25 protein-coding genes and 1 pseudogene are annotated in these 25,396 nt (G+C 69.1%); 21 read left to right on the top strand and 5 right to left on the bottom strand.

The annotated features are described in order from the left end of the window. The 4 genes and pseudogenes from VFA06_RS25100 to VFA06_RS25085 form a co-directional block, all read right to left on the bottom strand. Nucleotides 1-662, bottom strand: a pseudogene (locus tag VFA06_RS25100) (hypothetical protein); the annotation flags it as partial. Nucleotides 663-669: 7 nt separating this feature from the next. After that, nucleotides 670-1,590, bottom strand: coding sequence for a hypothetical protein (locus VFA06_RS25095; protein ID WP_324843184.1), 921 nt, complete (start codon nt 1,588-1,590; stop codon nt 670-672). Then, nucleotides 1,590-2,552: a hypothetical protein gene (locus tag VFA06_RS25090; RefSeq protein WP_324843183.1), complete on the bottom strand. Its 963-nt coding sequence runs from the start codon at nt 2,550-2,552 to the stop codon at nt 1,590-1,592. Before VFA06_RS25090 ends, VFA06_RS25095 begins: the two co-directional genes overlap by 1 nt. Beyond that, nucleotides 2,545-3,288 carry a hypothetical protein gene (locus VFA06_RS25085; RefSeq protein WP_324843182.1) on the bottom strand — a complete coding sequence of 248 codons (744 nt, stop codon included), beginning with the start codon at nt 3,286-3,288 and terminating at the stop codon, nt 2,545-2,547. The genes VFA06_RS25090 and VFA06_RS25085 overlap by 8 nt, the downstream gene beginning before the upstream one ends. Nucleotides 3,289-3,998: 710 nt before the next feature. Here VFA06_RS25085 and VFA06_RS25080 point away from each other — a divergent pair. The 6 genes from VFA06_RS25080 (at nt 3,999) to serA (ending at nt 13,636) form a co-directional block, all read left to right on the top strand. After that, nucleotides 3,999-6,122, top strand: coding sequence for a diguanylate cyclase domain-containing protein (locus VFA06_RS25080; protein ID WP_324843181.1), 2,124 nt, complete (start codon nt 3,999-4,001; stop codon nt 6,120-6,122). 255 nt (nt 6,123-6,377) lie between these two features. Then, a complete protein-coding gene (locus tag VFA06_RS25075) occupies nt 6,378-8,228 on the top strand; it encodes an acetolactate synthase large subunit (RefSeq protein WP_349260349.1) in 1,851 nt (616 codons plus the stop codon). Between the two features lie 15 nt (nt 8,229-8,243). Then, nucleotides 8,244-8,810: an acetolactate synthase small subunit gene (gene ilvN / locus VFA06_RS25070; RefSeq protein WP_324843180.1), complete on the top strand. Its 567-nt coding sequence runs from the start codon at nt 8,244-8,246 to the stop codon at nt 8,808-8,810. A gap of 54 nt (nt 8,811-8,864) precedes the next feature. Further along, nucleotides 8,865-9,866 (top strand): ketol-acid reductoisomerase, encoded by a 1,002-nt coding sequence (gene ilvC / locus VFA06_RS25065; protein ID WP_324843179.1) that lies wholly within the window; start codon nt 8,865-8,867, stop codon nt 9,864-9,866. A 107-nt stretch (nt 9,867-9,973) separates the two neighbouring features. Beyond that, nucleotides 9,974-11,752 carry an ABC transporter family substrate-binding protein gene (locus tag VFA06_RS25060; protein WP_324843178.1) on the top strand — a complete coding sequence of 593 codons (1,779 nt, stop codon included), beginning with the start codon at nt 9,974-9,976 and terminating at the stop codon, nt 11,750-11,752. A gap of 297 nt (nt 11,753-12,049) precedes the next feature. After that, entirely contained in the window at nt 12,050-13,636 is a 1,587-nt protein-coding gene (gene serA / locus VFA06_RS25055; RefSeq protein ID WP_324843177.1) for a phosphoglycerate dehydrogenase, read from the top strand. Nucleotides 13,637-14,102: 466 nt separating this feature from the next. Here the strand turns inward: serA and VFA06_RS25050 are convergent, their stop codons facing one another. Continuing rightward, complete coding sequence (locus VFA06_RS25050) at nt 14,103-14,228, bottom strand: hypothetical protein (protein WP_324843176.1); 126 nt, start codon at nt 14,226-14,228, stop codon at nt 14,103-14,105. A gap of 50 nt (nt 14,229-14,278) precedes the next feature. On the opposite strand from VFA06_RS25050, the gene VFA06_RS25045 reads away from it, so the two are divergent. The 15 genes from VFA06_RS25045 to VFA06_RS24975 form a co-directional block, all read left to right on the top strand. Continuing rightward, nucleotides 14,279-15,460, top strand: a complete 1,182-nt coding sequence (locus VFA06_RS25045) for a 3-isopropylmalate dehydrogenase (RefSeq protein ID WP_324843175.1) — start codon at nt 14,279-14,281, stop codon at nt 15,458-15,460. 161 nt (nt 15,461-15,621) lie between these two features. Further along, nucleotides 15,622-16,725, top strand: a complete 1,104-nt coding sequence (locus VFA06_RS25040; protein ID WP_324843174.1) for a branched-chain amino acid aminotransferase — start codon at nt 15,622-15,624, stop codon at nt 16,723-16,725. Between the two features lie 211 nt (nt 16,726-16,936). Beyond that, entirely contained in the window at nt 16,937-17,599 is a 663-nt protein-coding gene (locus VFA06_RS25035) for a hypothetical protein (RefSeq protein ID WP_324843173.1), read from the top strand. A gap of 5 nt (nt 17,600-17,604) precedes the next feature. Continuing rightward, nucleotides 17,605-18,561 carry an SRPBCC family protein gene (locus VFA06_RS25030; RefSeq protein WP_324843172.1) on the top strand — a complete coding sequence of 319 codons (957 nt, stop codon included), beginning with the start codon at nt 17,605-17,607 and terminating at the stop codon, nt 18,559-18,561. Next, the gene (gene gvpJ / locus VFA06_RS25025) at nt 18,558-18,968 is read left to right on the top strand and encodes a gas vesicle protein GvpJ (protein WP_324843171.1); all 411 of its coding nucleotides are present in this window, start codon (nt 18,558-18,560) and stop codon (nt 18,966-18,968) included. Before VFA06_RS25030 ends, gvpJ (VFA06_RS25025) begins: the two co-directional genes overlap by 4 nt. Before the next feature lie 2 nt (nt 18,969-18,970). Continuing rightward, nucleotides 18,971-19,762: a GvpL/GvpF family gas vesicle protein gene (locus tag VFA06_RS25020; RefSeq protein WP_324843170.1), complete on the top strand. Its 792-nt coding sequence runs from the start codon at nt 18,971-18,973 to the stop codon at nt 19,760-19,762. Nucleotides 19,763-19,764: 2 nt separating this feature from the next. After that, nucleotides 19,765-20,034 (top strand): gas vesicle protein GvpG, encoded by a 270-nt coding sequence (locus VFA06_RS25015; RefSeq protein ID WP_324843169.1) that lies wholly within the window; start codon nt 19,765-19,767, stop codon nt 20,032-20,034. Further along, on the top strand, nt 20,034-20,336 hold the full coding sequence (gene gvpO / locus VFA06_RS25010; protein WP_324843168.1) for a gas vesicle protein GvpO: 303 nt from the start codon (nt 20,034-20,036) through the stop codon (nt 20,334-20,336). The genes VFA06_RS25015 and gvpO overlap by 1 nt, the downstream gene beginning before the upstream one ends. A gap of 2 nt (nt 20,337-20,338) precedes the next feature. Next, the gene (locus tag VFA06_RS25005; RefSeq protein WP_349260351.1) at nt 20,339-20,710 is read left to right on the top strand and encodes a gas vesicle protein; all 372 of its coding nucleotides are present in this window, start codon (nt 20,339-20,341) and stop codon (nt 20,708-20,710) included. Nucleotides 20,711-20,771: 61 nt separating this feature from the next. Beyond that, the gene (locus VFA06_RS25000; RefSeq protein ID WP_349260348.1) at nt 20,772-21,509 is read left to right on the top strand and encodes a GvpL/GvpF family gas vesicle protein; all 738 of its coding nucleotides are present in this window, start codon (nt 20,772-20,774) and stop codon (nt 21,507-21,509) included. Continuing rightward, nucleotides 21,502-21,696, top strand: a complete 195-nt coding sequence (gvpJ, locus tag VFA06_RS24995; protein WP_324843165.1) for a gas vesicle protein GvpJ — start codon at nt 21,502-21,504, stop codon at nt 21,694-21,696. The genes VFA06_RS25000 and gvpJ (VFA06_RS24995) overlap by 8 nt, the downstream gene beginning before the upstream one ends. Continuing rightward, nucleotides 21,696-21,977: a gas vesicle protein K gene (locus VFA06_RS24990; protein ID WP_324843164.1), complete on the top strand. Its 282-nt coding sequence runs from the start codon at nt 21,696-21,698 to the stop codon at nt 21,975-21,977. The genes gvpJ (VFA06_RS24995) and VFA06_RS24990 overlap by 1 nt, the downstream gene beginning before the upstream one ends. 143 nt (nt 21,978-22,120) lie before the next feature. Then, nucleotides 22,121-23,782: a citramalate synthase gene (gene cimA, locus VFA06_RS24985; RefSeq protein WP_414639957.1), complete on the top strand. Its 1,662-nt coding sequence runs from the start codon at nt 22,121-22,123 to the stop codon at nt 23,780-23,782. Nucleotides 23,783-23,873: 91 nt separating this feature from the next. Further along, nucleotides 23,874-24,677, top strand: a complete 804-nt coding sequence (locus VFA06_RS24980; protein WP_324843162.1) for a fumarylacetoacetate hydrolase family protein — start codon at nt 23,874-23,876, stop codon at nt 24,675-24,677. Between the two features lie 132 nt (nt 24,678-24,809). Beyond that, on the top strand, nt 24,810-25,396 hold a 587-nt coding region (locus tag VFA06_RS24975), incomplete at its 3' end, for a glutamate--tRNA ligase (protein WP_349260350.1).

Raw genomic sequence — 25,396 nt, 5'->3', positions numbered from 1 at the left:
TGCTGCCCGGATTCCGCGCCGGCTGAGGAAGCGGGCGCGGGCTGGCCGGCCGGAAGTGCCGGGAGACTGAGCTGCGGGAAGGCGTACCGGCCGTCCGACGGAGTGCCGAGGCCTGGCATGTCAGTGCGCTGGGGAATCGTGAGCGCGAACGCGGTGCCACCGCCGACTGCGAGCGTCACGGCTACCGCGCCAATCCAGCGCAACGCGTTGCGACGCCTGCGCGACCGGCGAGCCGCAGCCTCCGCGAGCCGCGCCGACTCGGCCTCGATCAACGCGGGGTCGGGAGCGACAGTGACCGCGGCGGCGGGAATGACGCCATCGGCCGGGTCGGGAGCGGTTGCGACAGTGACGGTACCGGCCAGGGCGGCGGCAGCGGCGACGGTCTCCGTTGGGTCGGCGACGCTAGCGGGAATGACGCCATCGGCCGGATCGGTTGCGGCGGCGGTTGCGGCCGGATCGCCGTCCGCCGGGGCTGGATCGGTTGCGGCCGAATCGCCACCGGCCATGTCGGTAGCAGCTGGAGCGGTTGCGGCCGGATCGCCGTCCGCCTGGCTGGGAGCTGCTGGAGCGGTAGCGGGGGGTTCGGTGGCTTGAGTCTCCGCGAGCTTGGCCGGGTCGATCGGCTCGGCCGCCTCGCCGGGCAGTCCTGTGTCTGTCGTCATCACGGCCTCACTGATCAATGCTCTGAGACGTCTTGAGCCGGTCGAGCTGCTGCGCGACCAGCGTCGCGACCGAGTTCTGGTCGAGCGGCGCGGTTTCCTGCGCGTCGACCACCACCTCGACGTCGCCGCTCGATGCGACGCACAGCATCTCGTCGAGCTTGTCGCTGCCGAATCCGGGCGGGAGTACGCACTTGGCCTGCCCGTATCCGGGTACTGAGGCACCGTTGCGGAAGACGTTCAGGTTCGAGACCAGGCTGTCGAAGCCGGCCGCTGCGCTCTTGGCGTCCTTGACGTCGAACTGGAGCAACTCGACCGAGATCACGACGGCGGTGGGTGACTGCTCGGTTTGCATGGTGCGGATCGCGACGCCCTTGAGGTGCGTGTCGGCCAGTGCCCCCTTGACGCTCGACATGTCGGACTTCGGGATTCCGGAGAGCAGGTCTTCCAGCTGCGAGGTGATCTGCGCGGCCGGAACGAAGCTGTTGTTGCCGTAGCTCGCGTCGTACGGCCCAGGCGTGTATCCGCTCGGCATGGGCAGCAGGTACGCGAACAGCGAGCCGTAGTGCGAGCCGTCGGATCGCACGCCGCCGGTCACCGGTGCCGGTTTGACAGCTGCGGCGGCGCGCGCGGCCGCGATTGTCTTGTTGTTGCTGTCTTCCCGGTGCTGCACGATGGCCACGCCGATTCCGGCGCCGACAGCGATGGACAGTACCGCGCCGACCGCAATCAGCACTCTGCTACGTGGGACGGCACGCCTGGCGACGGGCGGCGCGAACTCGATTGGCGCGGTCATCGCAGGTAGCGCCGCCGGCTCCAGGGAGAACGGTTGCGGCTGGGGCTCGGTCTGAGGCTGGGTCTGGGGCTGGGTCGGTTGCGGCTGAGTCTGGGGCTGCGTCGGTTGCGGCTCGGCCTGGTTCTGCGGTTCCATCACAGCCTCGCCATCTGCTGCGTAATCAGCTTGCTGATGATCGACGGATCTGGGACGTGATTCTTCGAGGTGACCCAGAAGTCGACGGCCAGGTCTCCGTGTACGGCAACGGCGAAGTCGTCGTTGTATCCGTCGGAGGCAACGAATTCGTATCCGGCTGCCACGACGCTGTCCGGCAGGGTCAGCGCGTTGCTGTGGCCCTTTGCCGAGGCCAGGTCGGTTGCGGCCGCGTCGAAGTGTCCGGGCAGGTGCTGGTACATCCGAATCTCGATGAACAGACCGTCGCCCTGAGTCCAGGTCGTCGCGGCGATACGGACGAGCCGGCTGTTCAGTTCGTCGGCCAAGCAGTTCGCCGGAAGGGTGCAGTCTGCGGCGTCTTGTGAGAGCTCGACCCATTCGTGGTCGTAGAACGAAGCTGTCGCACCGGCGGGAGTGGGCAGCAACAGCTTCGTCAGGTCTCCGTTGACGATCGTGGCGTCGTCCTGACTCGCCGGCAGCGCCGGAGGCCGCGTGCCATCGAAGATCGGGCCGCGCGGATAGACCGGTTGCGTGACGGCGAGGGGCGGCAGGGGTGTGGGACGGCGCATCGCCTGAATCGTGAATCCGCCCGCCACGCCGCCGACTATGCCGAGCACGATCGCCCCGGCGAACAGTTTGCGGGTGCTGACGCTGCGACGAGGTTTGGTTGGTTCGGAAGGCGCGGCGGCGGTGGATTCGGCCCCGGCCCCGGCCCCGGCCTCGGTGGCGGTCGTTGGCGCGGGCGAGGTCAGCTCGGTCGGCGCGGCGGATTCGGCCTCGGCCTCGGTGGCGGTCGTGGTCGCTGGCGAGGTCAGCTCGGACGGCGCGGTGGCGTCGGTCTCAGTCGGCGGCTCGGGAATGAGCTGCTCCGACGCGCTCACGGATTCGGTCGGCGGCTCAGTGTCCCCGATCACGTTCTCGACGTTCTCCACATTCTCAGCCATGGGCCAGCCTGCCGTGCTCGGCGGTCATCAGATTCGCGAGATCACTGTGCGGAAGCGTCTGCGTGCCGTAGACGGTGATCTGGTAGAACGTGTCGCCCTCGGCGTACACGCCGATGAGGCTGTCGAGGTTGTCGGCGTTCTTCTCCCGCGCGGTGGCACCCGACTCGCCGGGAATGCTGAAGGACGTCCAGCCGCTTCCGTTGAGCTGGAAGCCCTGCATCCAGTTGTCCGCGTCACCGCTCGAGTCGAACTGGAGCAGCTCGATCGAGACGTTCGCGCCCATCGTCGAGTCCTGGTACGTACGCTGCGCGCCGCCCTTGAAGCCCAGCTGGCTCAGCGCGGACTTCACGTCGGAAGAGCCGCCGTACTCCTTGACCACGTCGCTCTGGCTCTCCTTGTTGCCGTCCGGGTCGCCCTGCACCGAACTCGGGCCGTCCGGCGGCGGGAGCAGGAAGTAGCGCAGGTCCCCGGAGTGGATGCCATCCTTCACCGAGCCGATCACGGTGGACTTGGGGCTCGGCGACGGTGACGGAGACGGCGAGGCCGAGGGCGACGCGGACGCCGACGCGTGGGCACTCGCCGACACCGCGCCGGCTCCGCTCACGCCGGTGCCGGCCGACGCGGACGCGAGAGCCGCCGCGACGTCGACCGGAGCCGGTGATGCGATGTCGACGACGGCGGCAGCCGTGCCAGCCGCGAGGACGAGGTACGAGGCGCCGATCGCGGTAACGATCAATGCTCGGCTTCGGCGCTTCGCCGGCACGGATGGCGCTGCGCCTGCCGCCTCGGCGAAAACCGGTAGACCTGCTCCAGCGCTGGCCGTCTGCCCCACGTCCGTGGGTACGCCGTGCGCGATGTCCGCCGTCTCTGCTGCGGCGAAATCCGGTTCTGCGCCCCGCTCCAGCGGTGGCTGTACCGCGCCGTGTGAATCCTCCGGACTCTCCGGACCGTTCCCGTCCGAATGGGCCGGAGGCATGAATGAGTTATCGCCCACCCCGCCCCTCCCCTGAATTGCGCCGTTCCTCGCGAGCTCCCCGCTCGACGGCCACCAATAAATACACCTACGAACCGGCGTTGAGCACCGTATTTCCGCAACGATCGGATCAAGGATCACTTCTGAGCGCCCAGCGGGAACGCGGGACGCAACCTCGGACGGTCCGACGATTGCCGCGTCGCTTTGGTTGCCCGGAGCCGCCCGTTTTGATGAAAGCCCCACTGGAAGCCTGAATCGCTACTGAGCGCGTCCGAGAAGTGTCGTACAGTGAAGGACCGTCAGGGCACGAACCACACGGTGCATGAACCGGACGGTGCATGAACGAGGCCGTGTCCGATCAGAAGCAGTGTCCGATCAGCAGCGGCTCCCGATCAAAGGCTTCCCGATCAGGGGCAGCGTCCGATCAGAAGCAGCGTCCGACCAGAAACCGCGGCACGATCAGAACCGGGACGATGGCCGCCATCCGAAACCGCCAGGCGGGGACCGCACGGCCGACCGCCGCGCTCGCCGCCGTCGCCGCGCTGGCCTGCGGGTACACGGCCGGCTCCGTACTGCACTGGGGCTCCCCGCCGCACCCGGGTGAGGGCAGCGCCCACACCCTCGCCGACCTGATGGGCGACTTCGGCCTGTCCGCCGTGGCCGCTTTCGCCGCCGTCTCCTGCGCCTGGCGCGCCATGCTCGCCCGCGGCCGGCTGCGCGTCTCCTGGTTCCTGTTCGCCGCCTCCGCCCTGGTCGCCGGACTGGGCAACGGCGTGTGGGGCTGGTACGAGATCGTGCTGCACCAAACCCCGCCCTCGCCCTCGGTCGCGGACTGGATGTTCCTGTTCTTCGCCCCCTTCGCGATGGCGGGCACGCTGGTGCACCAGCGCGGGCCTGGCGCGCCGATCGGCTGGCTGAAGCTGGTGCTCGACGGCGTGATGATCGCCGGGGCGCTGTTCAGCGGCGGCTGGACGGTCGCGCTCGCGCAGGAGGCCGGGAGCGACGGCGGCTCGACGCTGGCCATCGCGCTCGCGCTGGCCTATCCGGTCTTCGACATCCTGCTGGTCAGCCTGGTGCTCGCGCTGCGCTTCCGGAACGGCCGGCGGGACGGGGCCTCCATGGCGACCCTCGTCGCCGGCTACTCGCTGATCGTCGTCTCGGACGCGATCTGGACGATTCCGGCCGTGCGCGCCGAATACAGCTCCGGCGAACTGCTCGACTCCGGCTGGTTCCTCGGCTACCTGCTGCTCGCGGTCGCGCCGTGGATGAGCACGTGGACGCGGCCGGGCCAGCGCCATCGTGCCCGGCACTGGATGCACGCCTCGCTGCTCTCGGGCGTGCGGCGCGCGTTGAGCCTGCTCGGACTGCTCTTCCCTTACCTCGCCGGGCTGATCTGCCTGGCCGGGATCATGGTCGACGGCCTCACCGGCGACCACCGCGTGCACGCCGCGCTGCTCGGTGCCGGCGCGACCGTCCTGATCGCGCTGGTTTCCCGCCAAGCCGTGACGCTGCTGGAAAACCACCGGCTCACCAAGCAGCTGAAGGTGCGCGAAGACCACTTCCGGTCGCTCGTGCAGGGGTCGAGCGACGTCATCATGACGGTCGATCCCTCGGGGCGTCTCGGGTACATCTCGCCGGCGTCGCTGCACGTGTTCGGCTACGAACCCGGCATACTCGCCGACACCTCGCTGTACCGTCTCGTGCACCCGGACGATCGGCGCACCGTCGCGCGGGCTGTGCAGCGCTTCCTCGCCGGCACGGCGGTCTCGGCCGCGGTCGAGTGCCGGATCAGGGCCGCCCAACCGCTTTCCCTCGACAGCGGCAGCGCGCTGTGGCGGCACGCCGAGTGCACACTCACCCGGCACCGCGGCGGCCTGGTCTTCACCTGCCGGGACGTCAGTGACCGGGTCGCGTTGCAGCAGCAACTCGCCTACAACGCCTATCACGACTCGCTCACCGGACTGCCGAACCGCGCACTGTTCGCGGAACGTCTGGAGCAGGCGCTGTCGCAGCATCCTGTGTCTCCGGTGCCGTCCTACCCCGGTGCGCCCGCGCCGGATCCCGCCCCGCCGCAACCGGTCGCAGTGCTCTTCCTCGACCTGGACTGGTTCAAGGAGGTCAACGACGCCGGCGGGCACGCCGCCGGAGACGCGCTGCTGACCGAGGTGGCCGCGCGGCTGCGCGGTTCGGTGCGGGCCGGGGACACCGTGGCCAGGTTCGGCGGCGACGAGTTCGCCGCGCTGGTGCAGTGCGGGCCGGACGGCCAGGCCGCGCGCGAGGTGGCCGGCCGGCTGCACGAGGCGCTGACCCGGCCGTACCTCCTGCTCGGCTCCCGCTTCGTGGTCGGCGCATCGATCGGCGTCGCGTTCTGGCGGTCCGGGGTGACGGCGGCGGACCTCATGCGCGAGGCGGATCTGGCGATGTACGAGGCGAAGGCGGGAGGGAAGGGCCGCGTGGTGATCTACCAGCCCGCGATCGGTGCCACCCCGCACTCCCATCCCCACCCGCACGCGCCCGATCCGCTTTCGAGTGGTGCGCCGTCCAATGGAGAGGTGTCCAATAGAAGCCTGTCCAATGGAGTCGCGGGAAAGCTCTGAGATCGTCATGTCCGGATTACGAGACAGCCAGTGGCCCGGCTTGACGCGGCCGGTGTGGTCGCGAGAGTGTCTAGCCCATGCGGATTGCCTTCTGCCACCTACGCGAGCTCGTACTCGGCCAGCGCGCCGGCTGAAGCCCCAAGGCTCCACGCCAGCGCGCATCCCTCGGCTGCCCTCACGGGCCGGGGGATTTTTTGTTGGCCAAGCAGATGTGTCCCGGGCGGCGGCCCGGACCGAGCGAGAGAAGTCCAGATCATGACCGAGCAGGCCAGGGCGGCGGCCCCGGGTTCCCAGCCAAACAGCCACGGCTCGCAGCGCGCCGCGACCGCCGGCGTCCCGATGACCGGTGCGCAGGCTCTCATCCGCGCCCTCGAGGAATCGGGGGCCGACACGATCTTCGGCTACCCCGGCGGGGCGATCCTGCCCGCCTACGACCCGCTGCTCGACTCGGCCAAGCTCCGGCACATCCTGGTCAGGCACGAGCAGGGCGCTGGGCACGCCGCCACCGGCTACGCGCAGGCCACCGGCCGGGTCGGGGTGTGCATGGCCACCTCGGGGCCCGGCGCGACCAACCTGGTCACCCCGATCGCCGACGCGCACATGGACTCCGTGCCGATCGTCGCGATCACCGGCCAGGTCAACGCCTCGTCGATCGGCACCGACGCCTTCCAGGAGGCGGACATCTGCGGCATCACCATGCCGATCACCAAGCACAACTTCCTGGTCACCCGGCCGGAGGACATCGCGCGCACGATCGCCGAGGCCTTCCACATCGCCGCCACCGGGCGCCCGGGCCCGGTGCTGGTGGACATCGCCAAGGACGCGATGCAGGCCACCACCGCCTTCCGCTGGCCGGTCGAGATGGACCTGCCGGGTTACCGCCCGGTGTCCAAGCCGCACGCCAAGCAGATCCGCGAGGCCGCGCGCATGATCGTCGAGTCCCGGCGGCCGGTGCTGTACGTCGGCGGCGGCGTGCTCAAGGCCCGCGCGACCGCGCAGCTGCGCGCCCTGGCCGAACTGACCGGCGCACCCGTCGTCACGACCCTGATGGCCCGCGGCGCCTTCCCCGACAGCCACCAGCTGCACCTGGGGATGCCCGGCATGCACGGCACCGTGGCCGCGGTCACCGCGCTGCAGAAGTCCGACCTGATCATCGCGCTGGGCGCCCGCTTCGACGACCGGGTGACCGGCAAGCTGTCCTCCTTCGCCCCGGACGCCAAGGTCGTGCACGCCGACATCGACCCGGCGGAGATCTCCAAGAACCGGGTCGCCGACGTGCCGATCGTGGGCGACTGCGCCGAGGTGATAACGGACCTGGCGGTCGCGGTGCGCGCCGAGCACGCCGCCGGACGCGTGGGCGACTACGCGGCCTGGTGGTCGATGCTGGACGCCTGGCGCACCAAGTACCCGCTCGGCTACGAGACGGTCAAGGGCAGCCTGGCCCCGCAGTTCGTCATCGAGCGGATCGGCAAGATCGCCGGACCCGAGGCGATCTACACCGCGGGCGTCGGCCAGCACCAGATGTGGGCCGCGCAGTTCATCAACTACGAGAACCCGGGCACGTTCCTGAACTCCGGCGGCGCCGGGACCATGGGCTACGCGCTGCCCGCCGCGATGGGCGCCAAGGTCGGCCGCCCGGACACCACCGTCTGGGCGATCGACGGCGACGGCTGCTTCCAGATGACCAACCAGGAGCTGGCCACCTGCGTGATCAACGACATCCCGATCAAGGTCGCGGTGATCAACAACGGCACCCTCGGCATGGTGCGCCAGTGGCAGACCCTGTTCTACAACCAGCGCTACTCGAACACGACCCTGGCCGCGGGACCCGGCATCGAGCTCGGCGGCGGCGCCGAGCCGCGCCGGGTGCCGGACTTCGTGAAGCTCGCCGAGGCCTACGGCTGCGTCGGCCTGCGCTGCGACTCCCCGGACCAGGTGGACGCCACGATCGAGAAGGCGATGGCGATCAACGACGCGCCGGTCGTGGTGGACTTCGTGGTGCATCAGGACGCGATGGTCTGGCCGATGGTCCCGGCCGGCGTGTCCAATGACGAGATCCTGGCGGCGCGCGGCCAGCGCCCAGACTTCGGCGACGGCGAAGAGTAGTAGGGGAGCGGAGCGATGAGCATCCAGAATCACGCGTCGCACGGCGCGACAGGGCACGGCCAGACCCACACCCTCTCGGTGCTGGTCGAGAACAAGCCCGGTGTCCTCGCCCGAGTGGCGGCGCTGTTCTCCCGCCGCGGCTTCAACATCGAGTCCCTCGCCGTCGGGCCGACCGAGTACGCCGAGATCTCCCGGATCACCCTCGTGGTGAACGTGGAGGACCACCCGCTGGAGCAGGTGACCAAGCAGCTGAACAAGCTGGTCAACGTGCTCAAGATCGTGGAGCTCGAGCCGGCCGCCTCGGTGCACCGGGAGCTGATCCTGGTCAAGGTCCGCGCCGACGCCGCCGAGCGGCACCAGGTGCTGGCCACGATCGAGCCCTTCGGCGCCAGGGTCGTGGACGTCTCGGTGGACTCCCTGGTCGTCGAGAGCACCGGCGACTCGGCCAAACTGGAGGCGATGCTCCGGGTCCTCGAGCCGTTCGGGATCAAGGAGCTGGTCCAGTCCGGCATGGTCGCCATCGGCCGCGGCCCACGTTCCATCACCGACCGCACCCTGCGCTCCGTCGAGCGCGCAGCCTAAGCGGGCGCCGGCCCTGACCGGCGCCCTTCAGAGAGAAAGACGCGGATAGTCACCATGGCAGTTGAGATGTTCTACGAGGACGACGCCGACCTCTCGGTGATCCAGAACCGGCACGTCGCCATCCTCGGCTACGGCTCGCAGGGGCACGCGCACGCGCTCTCGCTGCGCGATTCCGGGGTGGACGTGCGGGTCGGCCTGCCGGAGACCTCGAAGTCGCGGGCCAAGGCGCAGGAGGAGGGGCTGCGCGTGGTCACCCCGTTCGAGGCCTGCGAAGAGGCCGACGTGATCATGATCCTGGTGCCGGACCCGGTGCAGCGCGAGGTGTACGAGGAGGCGGTGCTGCCGAACCTGGCCGACGGCGACGCGATCTTCTTCGGCCACGGCCTGAACATCCGCTACGGCCTGATCAAGCCGCCGGCGAACGTGGACGTGGCGATGGTCGCGCCCAAGGGCCCGGGCCACCTGGTGCGCCGTCAGTTCAACGACGGCTTCGGCGTGCCCTGCCTGGTCGCGGTCGAGCAGGACGCCTCCGGCAAGGCTCTCGAGCTGGCCCTGTCCTACGCGAAGGGCATCGGCGGCACCCGTGCCGGCGTCATCAAGACCACCTTCAAGGACGAGACCGAGACCGACCTGTTCGGCGAGCAGGTCGTGCTGTGCGGCGGCGTCGAGGAGCTGATCAAGGCCGGCTTCGAGACGCTGACCGAGGCGGGCTACGAGCCGGAGATCGCCTACTTCGAGTGCCTGCACGAGCTCAAGCTCATCGTGGACCTGATCTACGAGGGCGGCCTGAGCAAGATGAACTGGTCGATCTCCGAGACCGCGGAGTGGGGCGGCTACAAGACCGGCCCCCGCATCATCACCGACGCGACCCGCGCGGAGATGAAGAAGGTGCTCGCCGAGATCCAGTCCGGCCAGTTCACCGAGCAGTGGATCGCGGAGTACGACGGCGGCCTCAACGAGTTCAAGAAGTACTACGAGGCCACCACCAACCACCCGGTCGAGCAGGTCGGCAAGCGGCTGCGCAAGCTGATGTCCTGGGTGAACACCGAGGCGTGATCGCTGTCTCGGCGGTCACCTGTTAGGCGGTAAGCCTGATTATCTTCCGCTCCTTCGCCCCATCCTCCGGTTAGGCAACTGACGGTCGGTGAGGCGAAGGAGCGTTCATGTTCCGGGCGGCGGCGTGGCAGACGGCGGCGTGGCAGACGGCGGCATGGCGGGCGACGACTGGCTTGGTGCTCGCGTTGTGCCTCACGGCCTGCTCGGATTCCGGCCCCGGCCGCGCCGTCTCGGCCGACACCGACCTGGCCGGCACGGCCGCCGCGGACAGCATCAACAGCAGTTCCTCCGATAGCCACACCGGCGGGGCGGTCACCTGGGCCATCTCAGCGCCTATCGACAACTGGAATCTGTTCACGCGTAGCGGCGACACCTTCGACGCCCATCAAGTCCTCGGCGCCGTCTATCCGAGCGCGTTTACCGTCAACCCGTCGTACACGGTCACTCTCAACTCGGACCTGCTCGACAGCGCGAACCAGACGTCCACCAGTCCGCAAACGATCGTGTACCGCATCAAGTCGAGCGCAGCCTGGTCCGACGGTACGCCGATCACTGTCGACGATTTCGACTACGCCTGGCGAGCGCAGAGCGCGGACCCCGCCGCCGTGTCGACCATCGGTTACAGCCGCATCGCGTCGATCACCGGATCCGACCACGGCAAGACCGTCACGGTGGTCTTCGCCAAGCCCTTCGCCGACTGGAAGTCGCTGTTCAGCACGCTGTATCCGGCGCACATCGCGAAGCAGCACGGCGACATCGCGGCCGCGTCAGCCTGGTTCGCCGCGAACGCGCCGACCGTCTCCGGAGGGCCGTTCTCGCTGGCCGCGCTCTCCGCCGACCACACGTCAGTCACGCTCGACCGGAACACGCACTACTACGGCCCAGCCGCGCAGCTCGACAAGGTCGTCTTCCGCGTCGTCACCGGCCCTGCCCAGCAGGCGGCCGCGCTGCGCGACGGCACGGTGGACGGCATCTATCCACAGCCGCAGAGCGGCCTTATCGACACCATCAAGACGATGGGCGCCGCGGTGGCGTACCACATCGACTCCGGGCTTGAGGTCGAGCACATCGACTTCAACCTCAAGAACGCGACGCTCGGCGGTAAGCCGTGGAGCAATACTCTGCGCACCGCGATGTTCACCGCGTTCGACCGCGACGACGTGCTCGCAAAGACCATCCAGCGGATTCAGCCCACCGCCGTCCCGCTCGACAACCGCATGCTCGTCCGCAACCAAGCCGGTTATCAGGACAATCTGACGAAGCACGGACTCGGCACCGGCGACGCCGCGCGGGCGCGCAAGTCACTCACCGCCGCAGGCTTCACGAACGCCGCGCTGGGCGGCCGGCTGACCGCGCCGGACGGAACCGTCATCCCGGCGCTCTCGCTGAAGTACCCGATGGGCAATCAGATCCGCCAGGCCGAAAGCGAACTGTTCGCGGCGGACGCGGCTCGCCTAGGGATCACCGTGAACGTGTCGCCGACCGACAACCTCGGCGCCACACTCGCGCAGAGCGGCGGCGCCTATCGCTACGACCTCATCGCGTACTCCTCGACGGCCAGCGCGTTCCCGAGTGCAGCGGATCAGGCCGCATACACAACCGGCGGGGCTGGCAACTTCGGCGGCTACTCGAACGCACGAGTCGACCGATGGCTGAACGACGCGGCGCTGTCCGACGAAGATCAGGGGGCGTCGTCCCAGAGCGCGGTCACCGACTACCTCAACAAGGCCGATGATCAGATCAGTCAGGACGCGTACTCGCTGCCGATCTTCCAGTGGCCGGCGCTCATCGCCTTTTCGCCGAAGCTCGGCAACGTCCGCGACAACGTCACCGAACTCGGTCCGACATACAACCTCCGCCAGTGGACGTGGGTTCGTCCGACCTGAGCTGGATCAACGGATCTGCGGCGGACGGGCTGCGCGAGCTGTGGTCAGGCCTGCGTGCTGCGTGATCTTCCGCATCCTGAGACGGTCGGTATGTCCCCGTTTCGGGGCCTCGATTCTGGCCGCCGAATCTGTACCATGGCCCGTGAGCGGCTGTACGACACCTGGCGTTAACACAGACATCCCGCGTTAACGCAATCGTGCAGTGCCGCGTCATCCTGCCAGGACCACAGCGTGGTGGACCCGGGCGCAATTCCGTTACTCGCTTACTTGCTGACGGACGACCGGAGGAATCCCCCCGTGCCCAAGCCTGTGGTTCTCATCGCCGAAGAGCTCAGCCCCGCGACCGTCGAGGCGCTCGGCCCCGACTTCGAGGTCCGGTACTGCGACGGCGCCGACCGCGCTCAACTGCTGCCAGCCATCGCCGACGTGGACGCGATCCTGGTGCGCTCGGCCACCCAGGTCGACGCCGAGGCGATCGCCGCGGCCACCAAGCTGCGCGTGATCGCCCGGGCCGGCGTCGGCCTCGACAACGTGGACATCCAGGCCGCGACCAAGGCCGGTGCCATGGTCGTCAACGCTCCCACCTCGAACATCACCTCAGCCGCCGAGCTGACCATCGCCCTGATCCTGGCCAGCGCGCGCAACGTCGCGAGCGCTAACGCCGCGCTCAAAGGCGGCAAGTGGGCCCGCTCGAAGTACACCGGCATCGAGCTGGACGGCAAGACGGTCGGCATCGTCGGCCTCGGCCGGATCGGCGCGCTGGTGGCCGCGCGGCTGCTCCCGTTCGGCGTGAAGCTGCTGGCCTACGACCCGTACGTGCAGGCCGGCAAGGCCGCGCAGATCGGCGCGCAGCTGGTCACCCTGGACGAACTGCTGGCCGCCTCCGACTTCATCACGGTGCACATGCCGAAGACCCCCGAGACGATCGGCCTGATCGGCGAGGAGGCGCTGCGCAAGGTCAAGCCGACCGTGCGGATCATCAACGTGGCCCGCGGCGGCCTTGTCGACGAGACCGCGCTGGCCGCCGCGATCAAGGAGGGCCGGGTCGCCGGCGCCGGCATCGACGTCTACGCGAAGGAGCCGTGCACCGACTCCCCGCTGTTCGAGCTCGACTCGGTCGTGGTGACTCCGCACCTGGGCGCCTCCACCGACGAGGCGCAGGAGAAGGCCGGCATCGCGGTGGCCCGCTCGGTACGCCAGGCGCTGGCCGGCGAGCTGGTTCCGGACGCGGTCAACGTGCAGGGCGGCACCATCGCCGAGGACGTGCGCCCGGGCCTGCCGCTGGCCGAGAACCTGGGCCGGCTGTTCACCGGGCTGGCCGGCGGCGGCGCGCAGCAGCTCGACGTGATCGTGGCCGGCGAGATCACCCAGCACGACGTGAAGGTGCTGGAGCTCTCCGCGCTCAAGGGCGTCTTCGCGGACGTCGTCGAGGGCTCGGTCTCCTACGTCAACGCCCCGCTGCTGGCGCAGGAGCGCGGCCTTGAGGTGCGGCTGACCACCACCTCGGAGTCCCCGGACTACCGCAACGTGGTCACCGTGCGCGGCACGCTGGCCAGCGGCGAGGTGGTCTCGGTCTCCGGCACGCTGTCCGGGCCGAAGTTCGTCGAGAAGATCGTCGACGTCAACGGCTTCACCGTGGACCTGCCGCTGTCCGAGCACTTCGCCTTCTTCCGCTACGTGGACCGTCCGGGCGTGGTCGGCCTGGTCGGCGGGCTGCTGGGGGAGTCGCACATCAACATCGCCGGGATGCAGGTCTCCCGCTCCGCGAAGGGCGGCGAGACGCTGATGGCGCTGACTGTGGATTCGGCGATCCCGGCCGAGGTGCTGGCCGAGATCTCCGACGCAATCGGGGCGTCCTGGGGCCGGGCGGTCGCGCTGCCGTAGCGTGCCGCTAGGCCGACGCTGGATTTCAGCCGCAGCTCCCGTCCGGAACACCGGACGGGGGCTGCGGTTTTGCATTGGTCCGGCATAAGCGGGACGCAAGCAGGTCAGCGGAGAGTAGGCGGCAAGGCACGGTACGTCCCCGTCTCAGATAGTAGGACGTCCGAGCATTAGGCGAGACAAGCGCCGCTCGAGTCGGTACCGTGAATTGCTAGGACTTCCGAGTATCGGCGCCACACCCCGCGCCGTACCGGTTCCGGCAGGATCGCGTCTTCGGCCACAAGCCAGGCGTGTCCGTACCCAGTGCGGCAGGAAAGCATCCGCCGGCAGCACTCACCTCCGGCCAGGGACGGAACACGATGTACGAGCACGAGGACGGTTATCGCACCCGCGCCTCGCAGAGTCCGCAGGAAACGCCCGCGGACGAGCGTGACGCACGGGCACAGGCACGGCGAGCGTTGCAGGACGCTTACGACTGGCGGGACGACGAGTCCCGGGCGTCGTCGGCGGCGGCTACCAGCTCTGCGACGGCTTCCCCGACGACGGCCGCACGCGCCGCGGCCCGGCGCAGCCGGCGCGAGGTAACCCGGTCCATATCGCGGACGGTCGGTGTTTGAGCCGCGAGACGCGCGTTAGGCTCGGCGCATGGTCTCCAGCACAGCGTCGTCTGAGGCGGCATCCTCGAACAGCTCCGCGCAGCCGGACGGAATCGAGTCCGAAGCCACCCGCTCCGCGATCGACCTCGCCGTCATCGGCGGCGACGGCATCGGCCCCGAAGTCACCGCCGAGGCACTGAAGGTCCTGCGGGCCGCGCTACCCGGCTCGGTCAAGCTCGAGACCACCGAGTACGACTTGGGCGCGAAGCACTGGCACGCCACCGGGGAGACCCTGACCGACGCGACCTTGGAGCGGCTGCGCGGACACGACGCGATCCTGCTCGGCGCGGTCGGCGACCCGACCGTCCCGTCCGGGGTGCTTGAGCGGGGACTGCTGCTGCGCCTGCGCTTCGCCTTCGACCACTACGTGAACCTGCGGCCGTCCAAGCTGCTGCCGGGCGTGACCGGCCCGCTGCGCAGCGAGGAGCCCATCGACTTCGTGGTCGTGCGCGAGGGCACCGAGGGCCCCTACACCGGCAACGGCGGCTCGCTGCGCACCGGCACCCCGCAGGAAGTGGCCACCGAGGTCTCGGTGAACACCGCCTTCGGCATCGAGCGCGTGGTGCGCGACGCCTTCGCCCGCGCCGCCGCCCGGCCCCGCAAGAAGCTCACCCTGGTGCACAAGAACAACGTGCTGGTGCACGCCGGCCACCTGTGGAAGCGGATCTTCGACGCCGTCTCGGCCGAATACCCGCAGGTCGCCACGGACTACCTGCACGTGGACGCGGCGACCATCTTCCTGACCACCGCGCCCGAGCGCTTCGACGTGATCGTCACCGACAACCTGTTCGGCGACATCATCACGGACCTGGCCGCGGCCGTCACCGGCGGCATCGGCCTGGCCGCCTCCGGGAACATCAACCCGGACGGGGCCTTCCCCTCGATGTTCGAGCCGGTACACGGCTCCGCGCCGGACATCGCCGGCACCGGAAAGGCCGACCCCACGGCCGCGATCCTCTCCGGCGCCCTGCTGCTGCGCCACCTGGCCGCGCACGGCTTCGGCTCCGCCCTGCAGGACGCGGCCGCCGCGATCGAGGCGGCCGCCGAGGCGGACCTCGCCGAGCGCGCCACGCTCACCGCGCGTACCACTGCGCAGATCGGCGACGCGATCGCCGAGCGAGTAGGCGCTGTGTCAAACAGCGCAGCCGACGTAGCGAACGTAGGCAGGTGAGACGGTAGTCGTATTGGGTTACCGTCTCACTAGGCGAGAAAAGTCAGTGTGACGGCCCAGTGCAAGCTTTCCCTTGGGCAGCCCTTCCTGGGCGGTGCCTCCTCGGGGGGCCGTCACGGTCAGCACCGACCGCACCGGCCCCCAGAAGAGGAAGACCAGCGATGACGACCACCATCGAGCTCAAGCCGACCAGCGAGCCGCTCGCCGACGCGCAACGCGCCGCGATTCTCGAGGGCGATCCCGGCTTCGGCCGATACTTCACCGACCACATGATCACCGTGAAGTACACGGCCGGCCGCGGTTGGCATGACGCCCAGCTGCGCCCCTATGGTCCGATCGAGCTCGATCCGGCCACCGCCGCGCTGCACTACGGCCAGGAGATCTTCGAGGGGCTGAAGGCGTACCGCCAGCAGGACGGCACGATCGCCTCCTTCCGCCCGCAGTCGAACGCCGCGCGCCTCAACCGCTCCGCCCGCCGCATGGGCATGCCGGAGCTGCCCGAGGAGCTGTTCATCGGCGCGATCGACGCGCTGGTCAAGCAGGACGCCGCCTGGGTGCCCGACGACCCGGAGAAGTCGCTGTACCTGCGCCCGTTCATGTTCGCGACCGAGACCGGACTCGGCGTGAACCGGCCGGCCGGCGAGTACCTGTTCATGCTCATCGCCTCCCCGGCCGGGGCCTACTTCAGCGGCGGGATCAAGCCGGTGAAGGTCTGGCTGTGCGAGGACTACGTGCGCGCCGCGCCCGGCGGTACCGGCGAGGCCAAGTGCGCCGGCAACTACGCCGCCTCGTTCATGGCCCAGGCGCAGGCCGTGCAAGAAGGTTGCGACCAGGTGTGCTGGCTGGACGCGATCGAGCGCAAGTACGTCGAGGAGATGGGCTCGAACAACCTGTTCTTCGTGTACGGCTCCGGCGACGACGCGCGCCTGTTCACCCCCGGACTGTCCGGTTCGCTGCTGCCCGGCATCACCCGCGACTCGCTGCTTCAGGCCGCGGCCGACCTCGGCATCCCCGCCGAGGAGGGACGCATCTCGGTCGAGCAGTGGCGCGCTGACGCCACGTCGGGTGCGATGACCGAGGTGTTCGGCTGCGGTACGGCGGCGGTCGTCACGCCGATCGGTAGCGTCAAGTCGAAGAACGACGCGTTCACGATCGCCGACGGCACGCCGGGTCCGGTCACGTTGCGCCTTAGGGAGCATCTTCTCGGCATTCAGCGTGGCGTCGTCGAGGACAAGCACGGCTGGCTTTACAAGATCGAAGCCTGACGCGATCTTCGCACGACGGCGAAGAAGTCCCTGTGGCGACACAGGGACTTCTTGCTGTCCGAAGTGGTCCGATGAATCGGCATTAAGGGCTCGATAGTCCCGCTGTGCCCTTTTCATGCGTTTATATGAAGCTCCGTCAGATTTCAAGCCGTTTACACTTCCGTTGCGGGGAAAGCCGTGGGGCCTCAGCACAGGCACAGGAGGCCGCACGATGAAAGGCGGAACCAGGGTCGCGGCGGGGGTGGCGGCCGGCTATTTGATGGGGCGCACGAAGAAGATGAAGCTCGCGCTCATGGTCACGGCGGCGGGAATCACCGGCAGTCTGGCCAAGTCGCCGGGCGGGCTGGCCCGGCGCGCGATCGGCGAGCTCGGGGCGTCCGGCCCGGTCGAGAACCTGATGGGCACCGTGCGCGGCGAGCTGAAGTCGGCGGCGACGGCCGCGGCGACTCGTCGCATCGACGCGCTGACCGAACGGCTTTCCGGCAGTTCGGGCGCCGACGAGGACGGTGCCGAGCAGGAGCAGCCGGAGGAGGAAGAGCCGAAGCAGGACCGGGGCCGCGGGCGAAAGCAGCAGGCCGCGGAAAGCCAGCGCAGGCAACGGGATCGGGACGACGACTCCGATCAGGAGGAGGAGTCGCGGCACGATCAAGACGCCGACGAATCCGAGCAGGAGTCGGAACCTGAGCAGGAATCGGAGCGGGATTCCGAGCCCGAGCAGGAGCCGTACCGGCCGGTCAAGCGGCGACGTGCCGAGCCCGCCCAACGGCGCACCGCCGCCGCGGAACCCCGGGGCGAGACTTCGCGCACCGCGCGCCGGCCGTCCCGTGCCGCCAGCGGAACAAGCGGCGCGGCCGAACGCCGCACCCGGAGGTGACTGCCATGGCTACCAAGACAGTCGAAGGCGCGACGCGGGCATCTGAAGCAGCGCAGCCCACAGACCAGCTGCGCGAATCGGTGCAGCACCTGGTCAACGCGCTCACGCAGCGGGCACTCTCCAACATCACCGACAAGGTGGGCAGTACGGTCGAGAAGCTGGGCGATGCCGCGACCGGTTCGGACGGCGCGCAAGCCGTCGCGGCCGTCGGCGCCAAGGCACTCAAGGCCGCACCGTCAGCCGCGCTCAGCGCGGGCGTGGAGGGCACCAAGAACAAGCTCAAAGAAGCCGGCGGCGGCGTGATGGAGGCGCTGACCTCGGGCCGCAAGTCCGCCGGCAAGGGCAGCCACGCGAAGATCACCAACATCGTGGAGTCCGTGGAAATCGGCGCCCCGATCGATGTGGTCTACGACCAGTGGACGCAGTTCGCCGACTTCCCGTCCTTCATGAAGAAGGTCGAGCGCGTCGAACAGGTCGCGGACGAGAAGCTGACCTGGAAAGCCCAGGTGTTCTTGTCGCACCGCACCTGGGAGTCGACCATCCGCGAGCAGGTGCCCGACGAGCGGATCGTGTGGCGGTCCAAGGGCGCCAAGGGATACGTGGACGGCGCGGTGACCTTCCACGAACTCGCTCCCGACCTGACGAAGGTCATCGTGGTGCTCGAATACCACCCGCAGGGGCTCTTCGAGCGCACCGGAAATCTGTGGCGGGCTCAGGGCCGCAGGGTGCGCCTGGAACTCAAGCACTTCCAACGGCACGTCATGACGCACACCGTGCTGCACGCCGACGACCTGGAAGGTTGGCGCGGCGAGATCCGGGACGGCGAGGTCGTGTCCGAGCACGGCGGCGACGAGGGTGAGCAGCGCGACGACGAGCGAGACGAGGAGCAGTACGAGGACGAGGACGGCTACGAGCCTGAGGAGGAGGACGAGGAGGACGACGACGAGGAGGAGCGCTCATGACCGTGCAACCGGCAGGCGGCAGCCTCGATCGGCCGAACGCGAGCAACTTGGCCGACGTCGTCGACACGATTCTCGACAAGGGCCTGGTCATCGACGCGTACGTGCGCGTGTCGCTGGTAGGCATCGAACTGCTGACGATCGACGCGCGCGTGGTGATCGCAAGCGTCGACACCTATCTGCGGTTCGCTGAGGCCGTCAACCGCCTCGACTTGAGCGAAGGTCAGCAGCACGGCCTTCCGGACCTGCTCGAGGACGTCAACAAGGGCGGCGCCAAGTCGCGCACGTCCGGCGCTCTCGAGGCGGCCGGGGAGAAGTTGAGCGGCCTGCTGAACAGCGATTCCGACGACGAGGACGACGAGGACGACGAGTACGAACGCGAGCCCGCGCACCGTGACAGGAGGCGATGAGCATGACCGCCGCGAGCGCCGAACGATCGACCGGACCGGACGTGCAGACGGCGATCTACGTCTACGGCATCGCCCCGGCGGACGTGGAGACCACCGAGCAGGCGCGCGGTGTGGGCGATCCGCCGGCCGGAATCGAGGTGATCGCGCACGACGACGTCGCGGCGCTGGTCAGCGAGATCCCGGTGGACCGCGGACTCGGCACGCCGGAGGACTTCGCGGCGCACGCCCGGCTGCTCGACGCCACTGCGGCGGCGATGCCGGTGCTGCCGCTGCGCTTCGGCGCCGTGCTCGCCGACCGGCAGGCGGTTACCGACGAACTGCTGGTCCCTAACCACGACGAGTTCGCGCAAGCGCTGCGTCTGCTGGAGGGCCGCGAGGAGTACATCGTCAAGGGCCGCTACGAGGAAGGCGCGATCCTACGCGAGGTGCTTGGCGAGAACGAAGAAGCCGAGCGGCTGCGGCAGGCGATCGACGGCGCGCCCGACGACGCCACACGCAACGAGCGCATCCGGCTCGGCGAGATCGTGGCGCAGGCGGTGGCGGCCAAGCGCGAGCGCGATACCGCGTCACTGATCGAGGCGCTGCGACCGTTGGGGTGCGATGCCGCTTTGCGGGACGCGACCCACGAGCGCGACGCGGTCTATGTCGCGTACCTCGTCGATACGGACAAGCGGGATGCGTTCCGGCAGGCGGTCGATGACTGGGCCGAGCCGCATCGCGGCCGTATCGACGTCCGGGTGCTGGGGCCGATGGCGGCCTACGACTTCGTCATCAGCCGAGGTGCCAAGGGATAGTCATGGGCTTGCTGTCATGGACGATCGGTATTCCGCTGGCGCCGTTGCGCGGGGTGATCGGTATCAGCCGCGTGATCCAGCGTCAGGTCGAGGCCGAGCTGCGTGATCCGGCCTCGGTGCGCCGCCGCCTCGAAGCGGTCGATGAGGCGCTCAGGCAGGGAAGCATCGACCCTGACGAGGCGGCGCGGCGGCAGGAGGCGATCACGGGGGCGATAGCGCGGCCGCATGCCGCCGAGGCGGCGGTGCAAGAGCCGGAGGAGAGTGAGCGGTGATGGCGCAGCGCAACGCGCAGAAACAGGAGACAGACGCTCGGGAGGCGGCCGCCGCCGCGCTCGACATCATCGGCTCGATGGTCGGCAAGGAGGCACTCGGCGTCACCTCGCTGGAGCCGACCGAGGAGGGCTGGCTTGTCGGCGTCGAGGTCCTGGAACACGCCAGGCTGCCACGGACCTCGGACATCCTCGGCTTGTACGAGGTCGAAATCGACCTGGACGGCGGCGTGATCTCCTATCACCGCGCGCGCCGCTACCTGCGTGCCGCCACCGGTGACGAGCAGCGGAGGACGGCGCCGTGACGCTGCCTCAGGAACAACTCACGGCCGGCTCCGTCGGTGGCCAAGTCCAGTCAGGCGACCGAGCCGCGAGCCTGGGCGACATCCTGGAGCGGGTCCTGGACAAGGGCCTGGTCATCGCGGGCGACATCCGGGTGAACCTGCTCGACATCGAGCTGCTCACCATCAAGCTGCGCCTGGTGATCGCGTCGCTGGAGACCGCGAAGGAGGTCGGAATCGACTGGTGGGAGCACGATCCCTGGCTGCGCGGCGAGGACAGGCGGGAGCTGGACGAGGGTCAACGCCGAGAGCTCACAGCGCAGAGCGCGCGGCCCCCGGAAGAGGAGGCTGAGCAACCCGAACCGCAGAAGGCACGACGGGGCGAAAGCCATGCGTGACGGTCACGTTGTATGGATGTACGCGGTAACGCGCGAGAGCGGATGCGGTACGCCGCCATCCGTGCTCGGCGTCGCAGGCGAGAACGTGCGCGTCCTGGTCGAGGGATCGCTGGCTGCTCTCGTCGGCAGCGTCGACTCGCGGCGGTTCGGACCTGAGTCGCTGACAGGCAACCTGGAAGACCTGGACTGGCTTGCCGATAAGGCACGCATCCATGACGCGGTTATCGCGGCCGTGGCCGCGAGCGGTCCCGTCGTCCCGCTGCGTTTGGCGACCTTGTTCAGCAGCGATGACGGCGTACGCCAGCTGCTGCGTCACCGAGGCGACGAATTCCGGCGCGCGCTGGACGCCGTCACCGGCCGCACGGAATGGGGCGTGAAGGCCTACGTCGACCCGGAGTCATTAGCCGACACCCTGAGCGCGCAGCATGGGCAGGGCGCGGGAGAGATAACGCAGCGCGGGCAGAGCGCAGGAAGTGCCTACCTGCTGCGCCGCCGCGCTCAGTTGGCGGCTAGAGAGTCCGCGGAAAGCACCGCCACGGCCTGGAGCCGTCAGATCCACGCCCAGCTGCGTGAGGTGTGCGCGGCGAGCCGCCTGCACCCGGCGCAGGACCCTCGGCTGACCGGCCGAAAGGACTGGATGATCCTCAACGCCGCGTACCTCGTCGACCAGGAGCGCACTGAGCCGTTCCATGCCCTCGTCCAGCAGTTCACCGAGTGGCAGGAGGGCTTGAACGTGGAGCTCACCGGCCCATGGCCGCCGTACTCGTTCGCGGCCGCGCCGGGGGACCGCCATGACTGACGGTCCTGTCGCGGCGCGCCAGATCTCCCTGGTGGACCTGCTCGACCGCGTCTTGTCGGGCGGAGTCGTGGTCGCCGGCGAGGTGACGTTGTGCGTCGCAGACGTCGAACTCGTCCGGATATCGCTGCGGCTCCTGCTGTCGTCGGTCAGCGCGCTCGCGGCCCAAACCGATGTGGAGGTGCGGTGATGGACTTGCGTGCGCGCATCGACGCGGACCAGGAGAACGTGGAGCGCTCGCTTGTGGCACTGGTGCTGACCCTGGTCGAGGCGCTGCGCCAGCTCATGGAGCGCCAGGCCGTACGCCGCCTCGACGCCCACGACCTCACCGACGAGCAGATCGAGCGCATCGGCGGAACGCTCCTGGCCCTGGAGATCCGCATGACCCAGCTGCGCGAGCACTTCGGCCTCAAGTCGGAGGACCTCAACATCGACCTGGGGCCGCTCGGGAAGCTGCTGCCCGATCCCTGAGCCCGTCCACATGGCGGACCTGGTTGTTCACACGCCCGAAACCGTGGCACACTCGCTGACCATGTGGAACCGGCAGGTGATTATTTGCCGCGGCGCATCAGCACAGGGTTGACCGATCCAGGTTGATCGACAACCCGCCGCCGATGCGCAGACCTCTCGCGACCGCGAGGGGTCTTTTGCTTTGTCGGACACATGGCTTTCGTCGACAGGAGTCAGGGAGCGACATGACGAGCGACGCCTTCCACGTCTACGACACCACGCTGCGCGACGGCATGCAGCAGGAGGGTCTGAGCCCGTCCGTAGCCGACAAACTCGCGATCGCCCGCCACCTCGACGGGCTCGGAGTCGGATTCATCGAGGGCGGTTGGCCGGGGGCGAACCCCAAGGACACCGAATTCTTCAGACGTGCTCAAACAGAGCTGGAGCTGAAGCACGCGCAACTCGCCGCGTTCGGCATGACCCGCCGATCCGGAGTGAAGGCCGCCGACGACCCCCTGGTGGCCGCCTTGCGCGAATCCGGCGCACCGATCGTGACCCTGGTCGCGAAGGCGCATCCCCGGCACGTCGAGCTCGCGCTCAAGACTGACCTGCGCGAGAACCTGGAGATGTGGCGGGACACCGTGTCGCACCTCGTCGGCGAGGGCCGGCGGGTCTTCGTCGACGCGGAGCACTTCTTCGACGGCTACCTGCTCGACCGCGCTTACTCCCTGGAGTGCGTGCGAGCGGCCGTCGAGGCCGGGGCGAGCCTGGTCGCCCTCTGCGACACCAACGGCGGCATGCTGCCGAACCAGATCGGCGACGCCGTGGCCGACGTGATCGCCACCACCTCGGCCCGAGTCGGCATCCACTGCCACGACGACTCCGGCTGCGCGGTCGCCAACTCCCTCGCCGCGATCGACGCCGGCGCGACGCACGTGCAGGGCGCCGCGAACGGCTACGGCGAGCGGACCGGTAACGCGAACCTGTTCACCATCGTGGCGAACCTGCAGCTGAAGAAGGGCCGCAAGGTCGTACCGGACGACGCGCTGGCTGAGATGACCCGGATCGCGCACGCGATCTCCGAGGTAACGAACGTCGCGCCGTACAGCAAGCAGCCCTACGTCGGCTTCTCCGCCTTCGCGCACAAGGCCGGTTTGCACGCCTCGGCACTTAAGGCCGACCCGGACCTCTACCAGCACATCGACCCGGCCGTGGTCGGCAACGACATGCGCGTGCTGGTCTCCGAGATGGCCGGCCGGTCCAACATCGAGCTGAAGGGCCGTCAGCTCGGCTACGACCTGTCCGACGATCGCGACGCTGTAGCGCGCATCACCGACCGGGTCAAGGAACTGGAATCCTCAGGCCACAGCTTCGAGGCCGCCGACGCCTCCTTCGAACTGCTGCTGCGCTCGGAGCTCGACGGCGCCGGCACCGCCGAGTTCTTCATCGTCGAATCCTGGCGGGTGATCGTGGAGGAGACCGCGGACGGCCGCCATGTGAGCGAGGCCACCGTCAAGGTGCACGCCAAGGGCGAGCGGATCATCGCCACGGGGGAGGGCAACGGACCGGTCAACGCCCTCGACACCGCGCTGCGCCAGGCCCTCGGCCAGCTGTACCCCGAGCTGGCGCGGCTGGAGCTGATGGACTACAAGGTGCGCATCCTCGAAGGGGACCACGGCACCTCGTCGCGTACCCGCGTGCTGATCGAGACCAGCAACGGCGAGGAGAGCTGGTCCACGATCGGCGTCGAGGAGAACATCGTCGCCGCGTCCTGGACCGCGATCGTCGACGCGGTCACGTACGGTCTGCTGCGCGCCCGGAAGTAGCCCCGCGGCGCGCGGCTGATTGCTCGAAGTTATCCACAGCCTCCTCGATATCCGTCCGGCTACCTGCCCGCCGCCAGGTAGGCTCAGACCCGTGCGTATCGCGAGATTCTCCCTGCCCGACACCGCGGCCGACGCCGGGGCGGTGCGCTTCGGGCTGGTCGAGGGCGACCTGGCGCAGCCGCAGGCGCTGGTGATCGCCGAGCTGGCCGGGCATCCGTTCACCCCCGACCCGCAGCCGACCGGGCGGGCCTGGCCGCTGGACGAGGTGCGGCTGCTGGCCCCGGTGCTGCCCAGCAAGATCGCGGCGATCGGCCGCAACTACGCCGATCACGCCGAGGAGCTGGGCAACGAGGTGCCCGAGGTGCCCATCACCTTCCTCAAGCCCTCCACCAGCGTCATCGGCCCGAACGAGACGATCGCGTACCCGGAGATCTCCAAAGAGGTCCACTACGAGGCCGAGCTCGCGGTCGTCATCGGCCGGCTGTGCCGGCAGGTTCCCCGCGACCGCGTGAAGGACGTGGTGCTCGGCTACACCTGCGCCAACGATGTCACGGCCCGTGACCTGCAACGGGCCGAAAAGCAATGGGGCCGGGCGAAGGGCTTCGACACCTTCTGCCCGCTCGGCCCCTGGATCGACACCGAGGTGGACCCCGCCGACCTCGCGGTGACCTGCACGGTCAACGACGAGCTGAAGCAGGCGGGCCGCACCTCGCAGATGATCCGCGACGTGGCCGACCTGGTCGCGCACGTGAGCGAGGCGATGACGCTGCTGCCCGGCGACGTGATCCTCACCGGCACGCCTGCGGGCGTCGGCCCGCTGGAGATCGGCGACACCGTCTCCGTCACCATCGAGCACATCGGCACCCTGACCAACCGCGTAGTCAGCCGCGACTGACCGAATGAGAGACCTGGCGTGACTAGCAGCACCGACCCGGCCGCGACCACCGGCACGGCCAGCACCGACACCGCCGCCGGCACTGTCCGCGTCCGCTTCCCTCCGTCCCCCACCGGCGACCCGCACGTCGGCATGGTGCGCTCGGCCCTGTTCAACTACGCCTTCGCGCGCCACTACGGCGGTTCGTACGTATTCCGCATCGAGGACACCGACGCCGCCCGCAACACCGAGGAGTCCTACCGCGCGCTGCTCGACACGCTGCGCTGGATGGGTCTGGAGTGGGACGAGGGTCCCGAGGTCGGCGGAGCGTATGGGCCGTATCGCCAGTCCGAGCGCACCGAGATCTACGCGGACGTCGCCGCGCGCCTGAAGGAAGCCGGCTACGCGTACGACTGCTACTGCACGGCCGAGGAGCTCGAGGCCGGCCGCGAGCGCGCCAAGGCGGAGAAGCGCGCCCCCGGCTACGAGGGCACCTGCCGCAATCTGACGACCGAGCAGATCGCCAAGCACAAGGCCGAGGGCCGCACCAGCGTGGTGCGCTTCCGCATGCCCGACAAGCCGCTGAGCTGGAACGACCTGGTGCGCGGCGAGATCACCTTCGCGCCGGAGAACGTGTTCGACTACGTACTCGTCCGGGCCGACGGCTCCCCGCTGTACACCCTCGTCAACCCGGTCGACGACGCCCTGATGCGCATCACCCACGTCCTGCGTGGCGAGGA

It is taken from the genome of Actinocrinis sp., assembly GCF_035653575.1.
Lineage (GTDB): Bacteria > Actinomycetota > Actinomycetes > Streptomycetales > Catenulisporaceae > Actinocrinis.
Note: the sequence above shows the minus strand (reverse complement) of the source record. Positions and strands in the feature narration are given on the sequence as shown.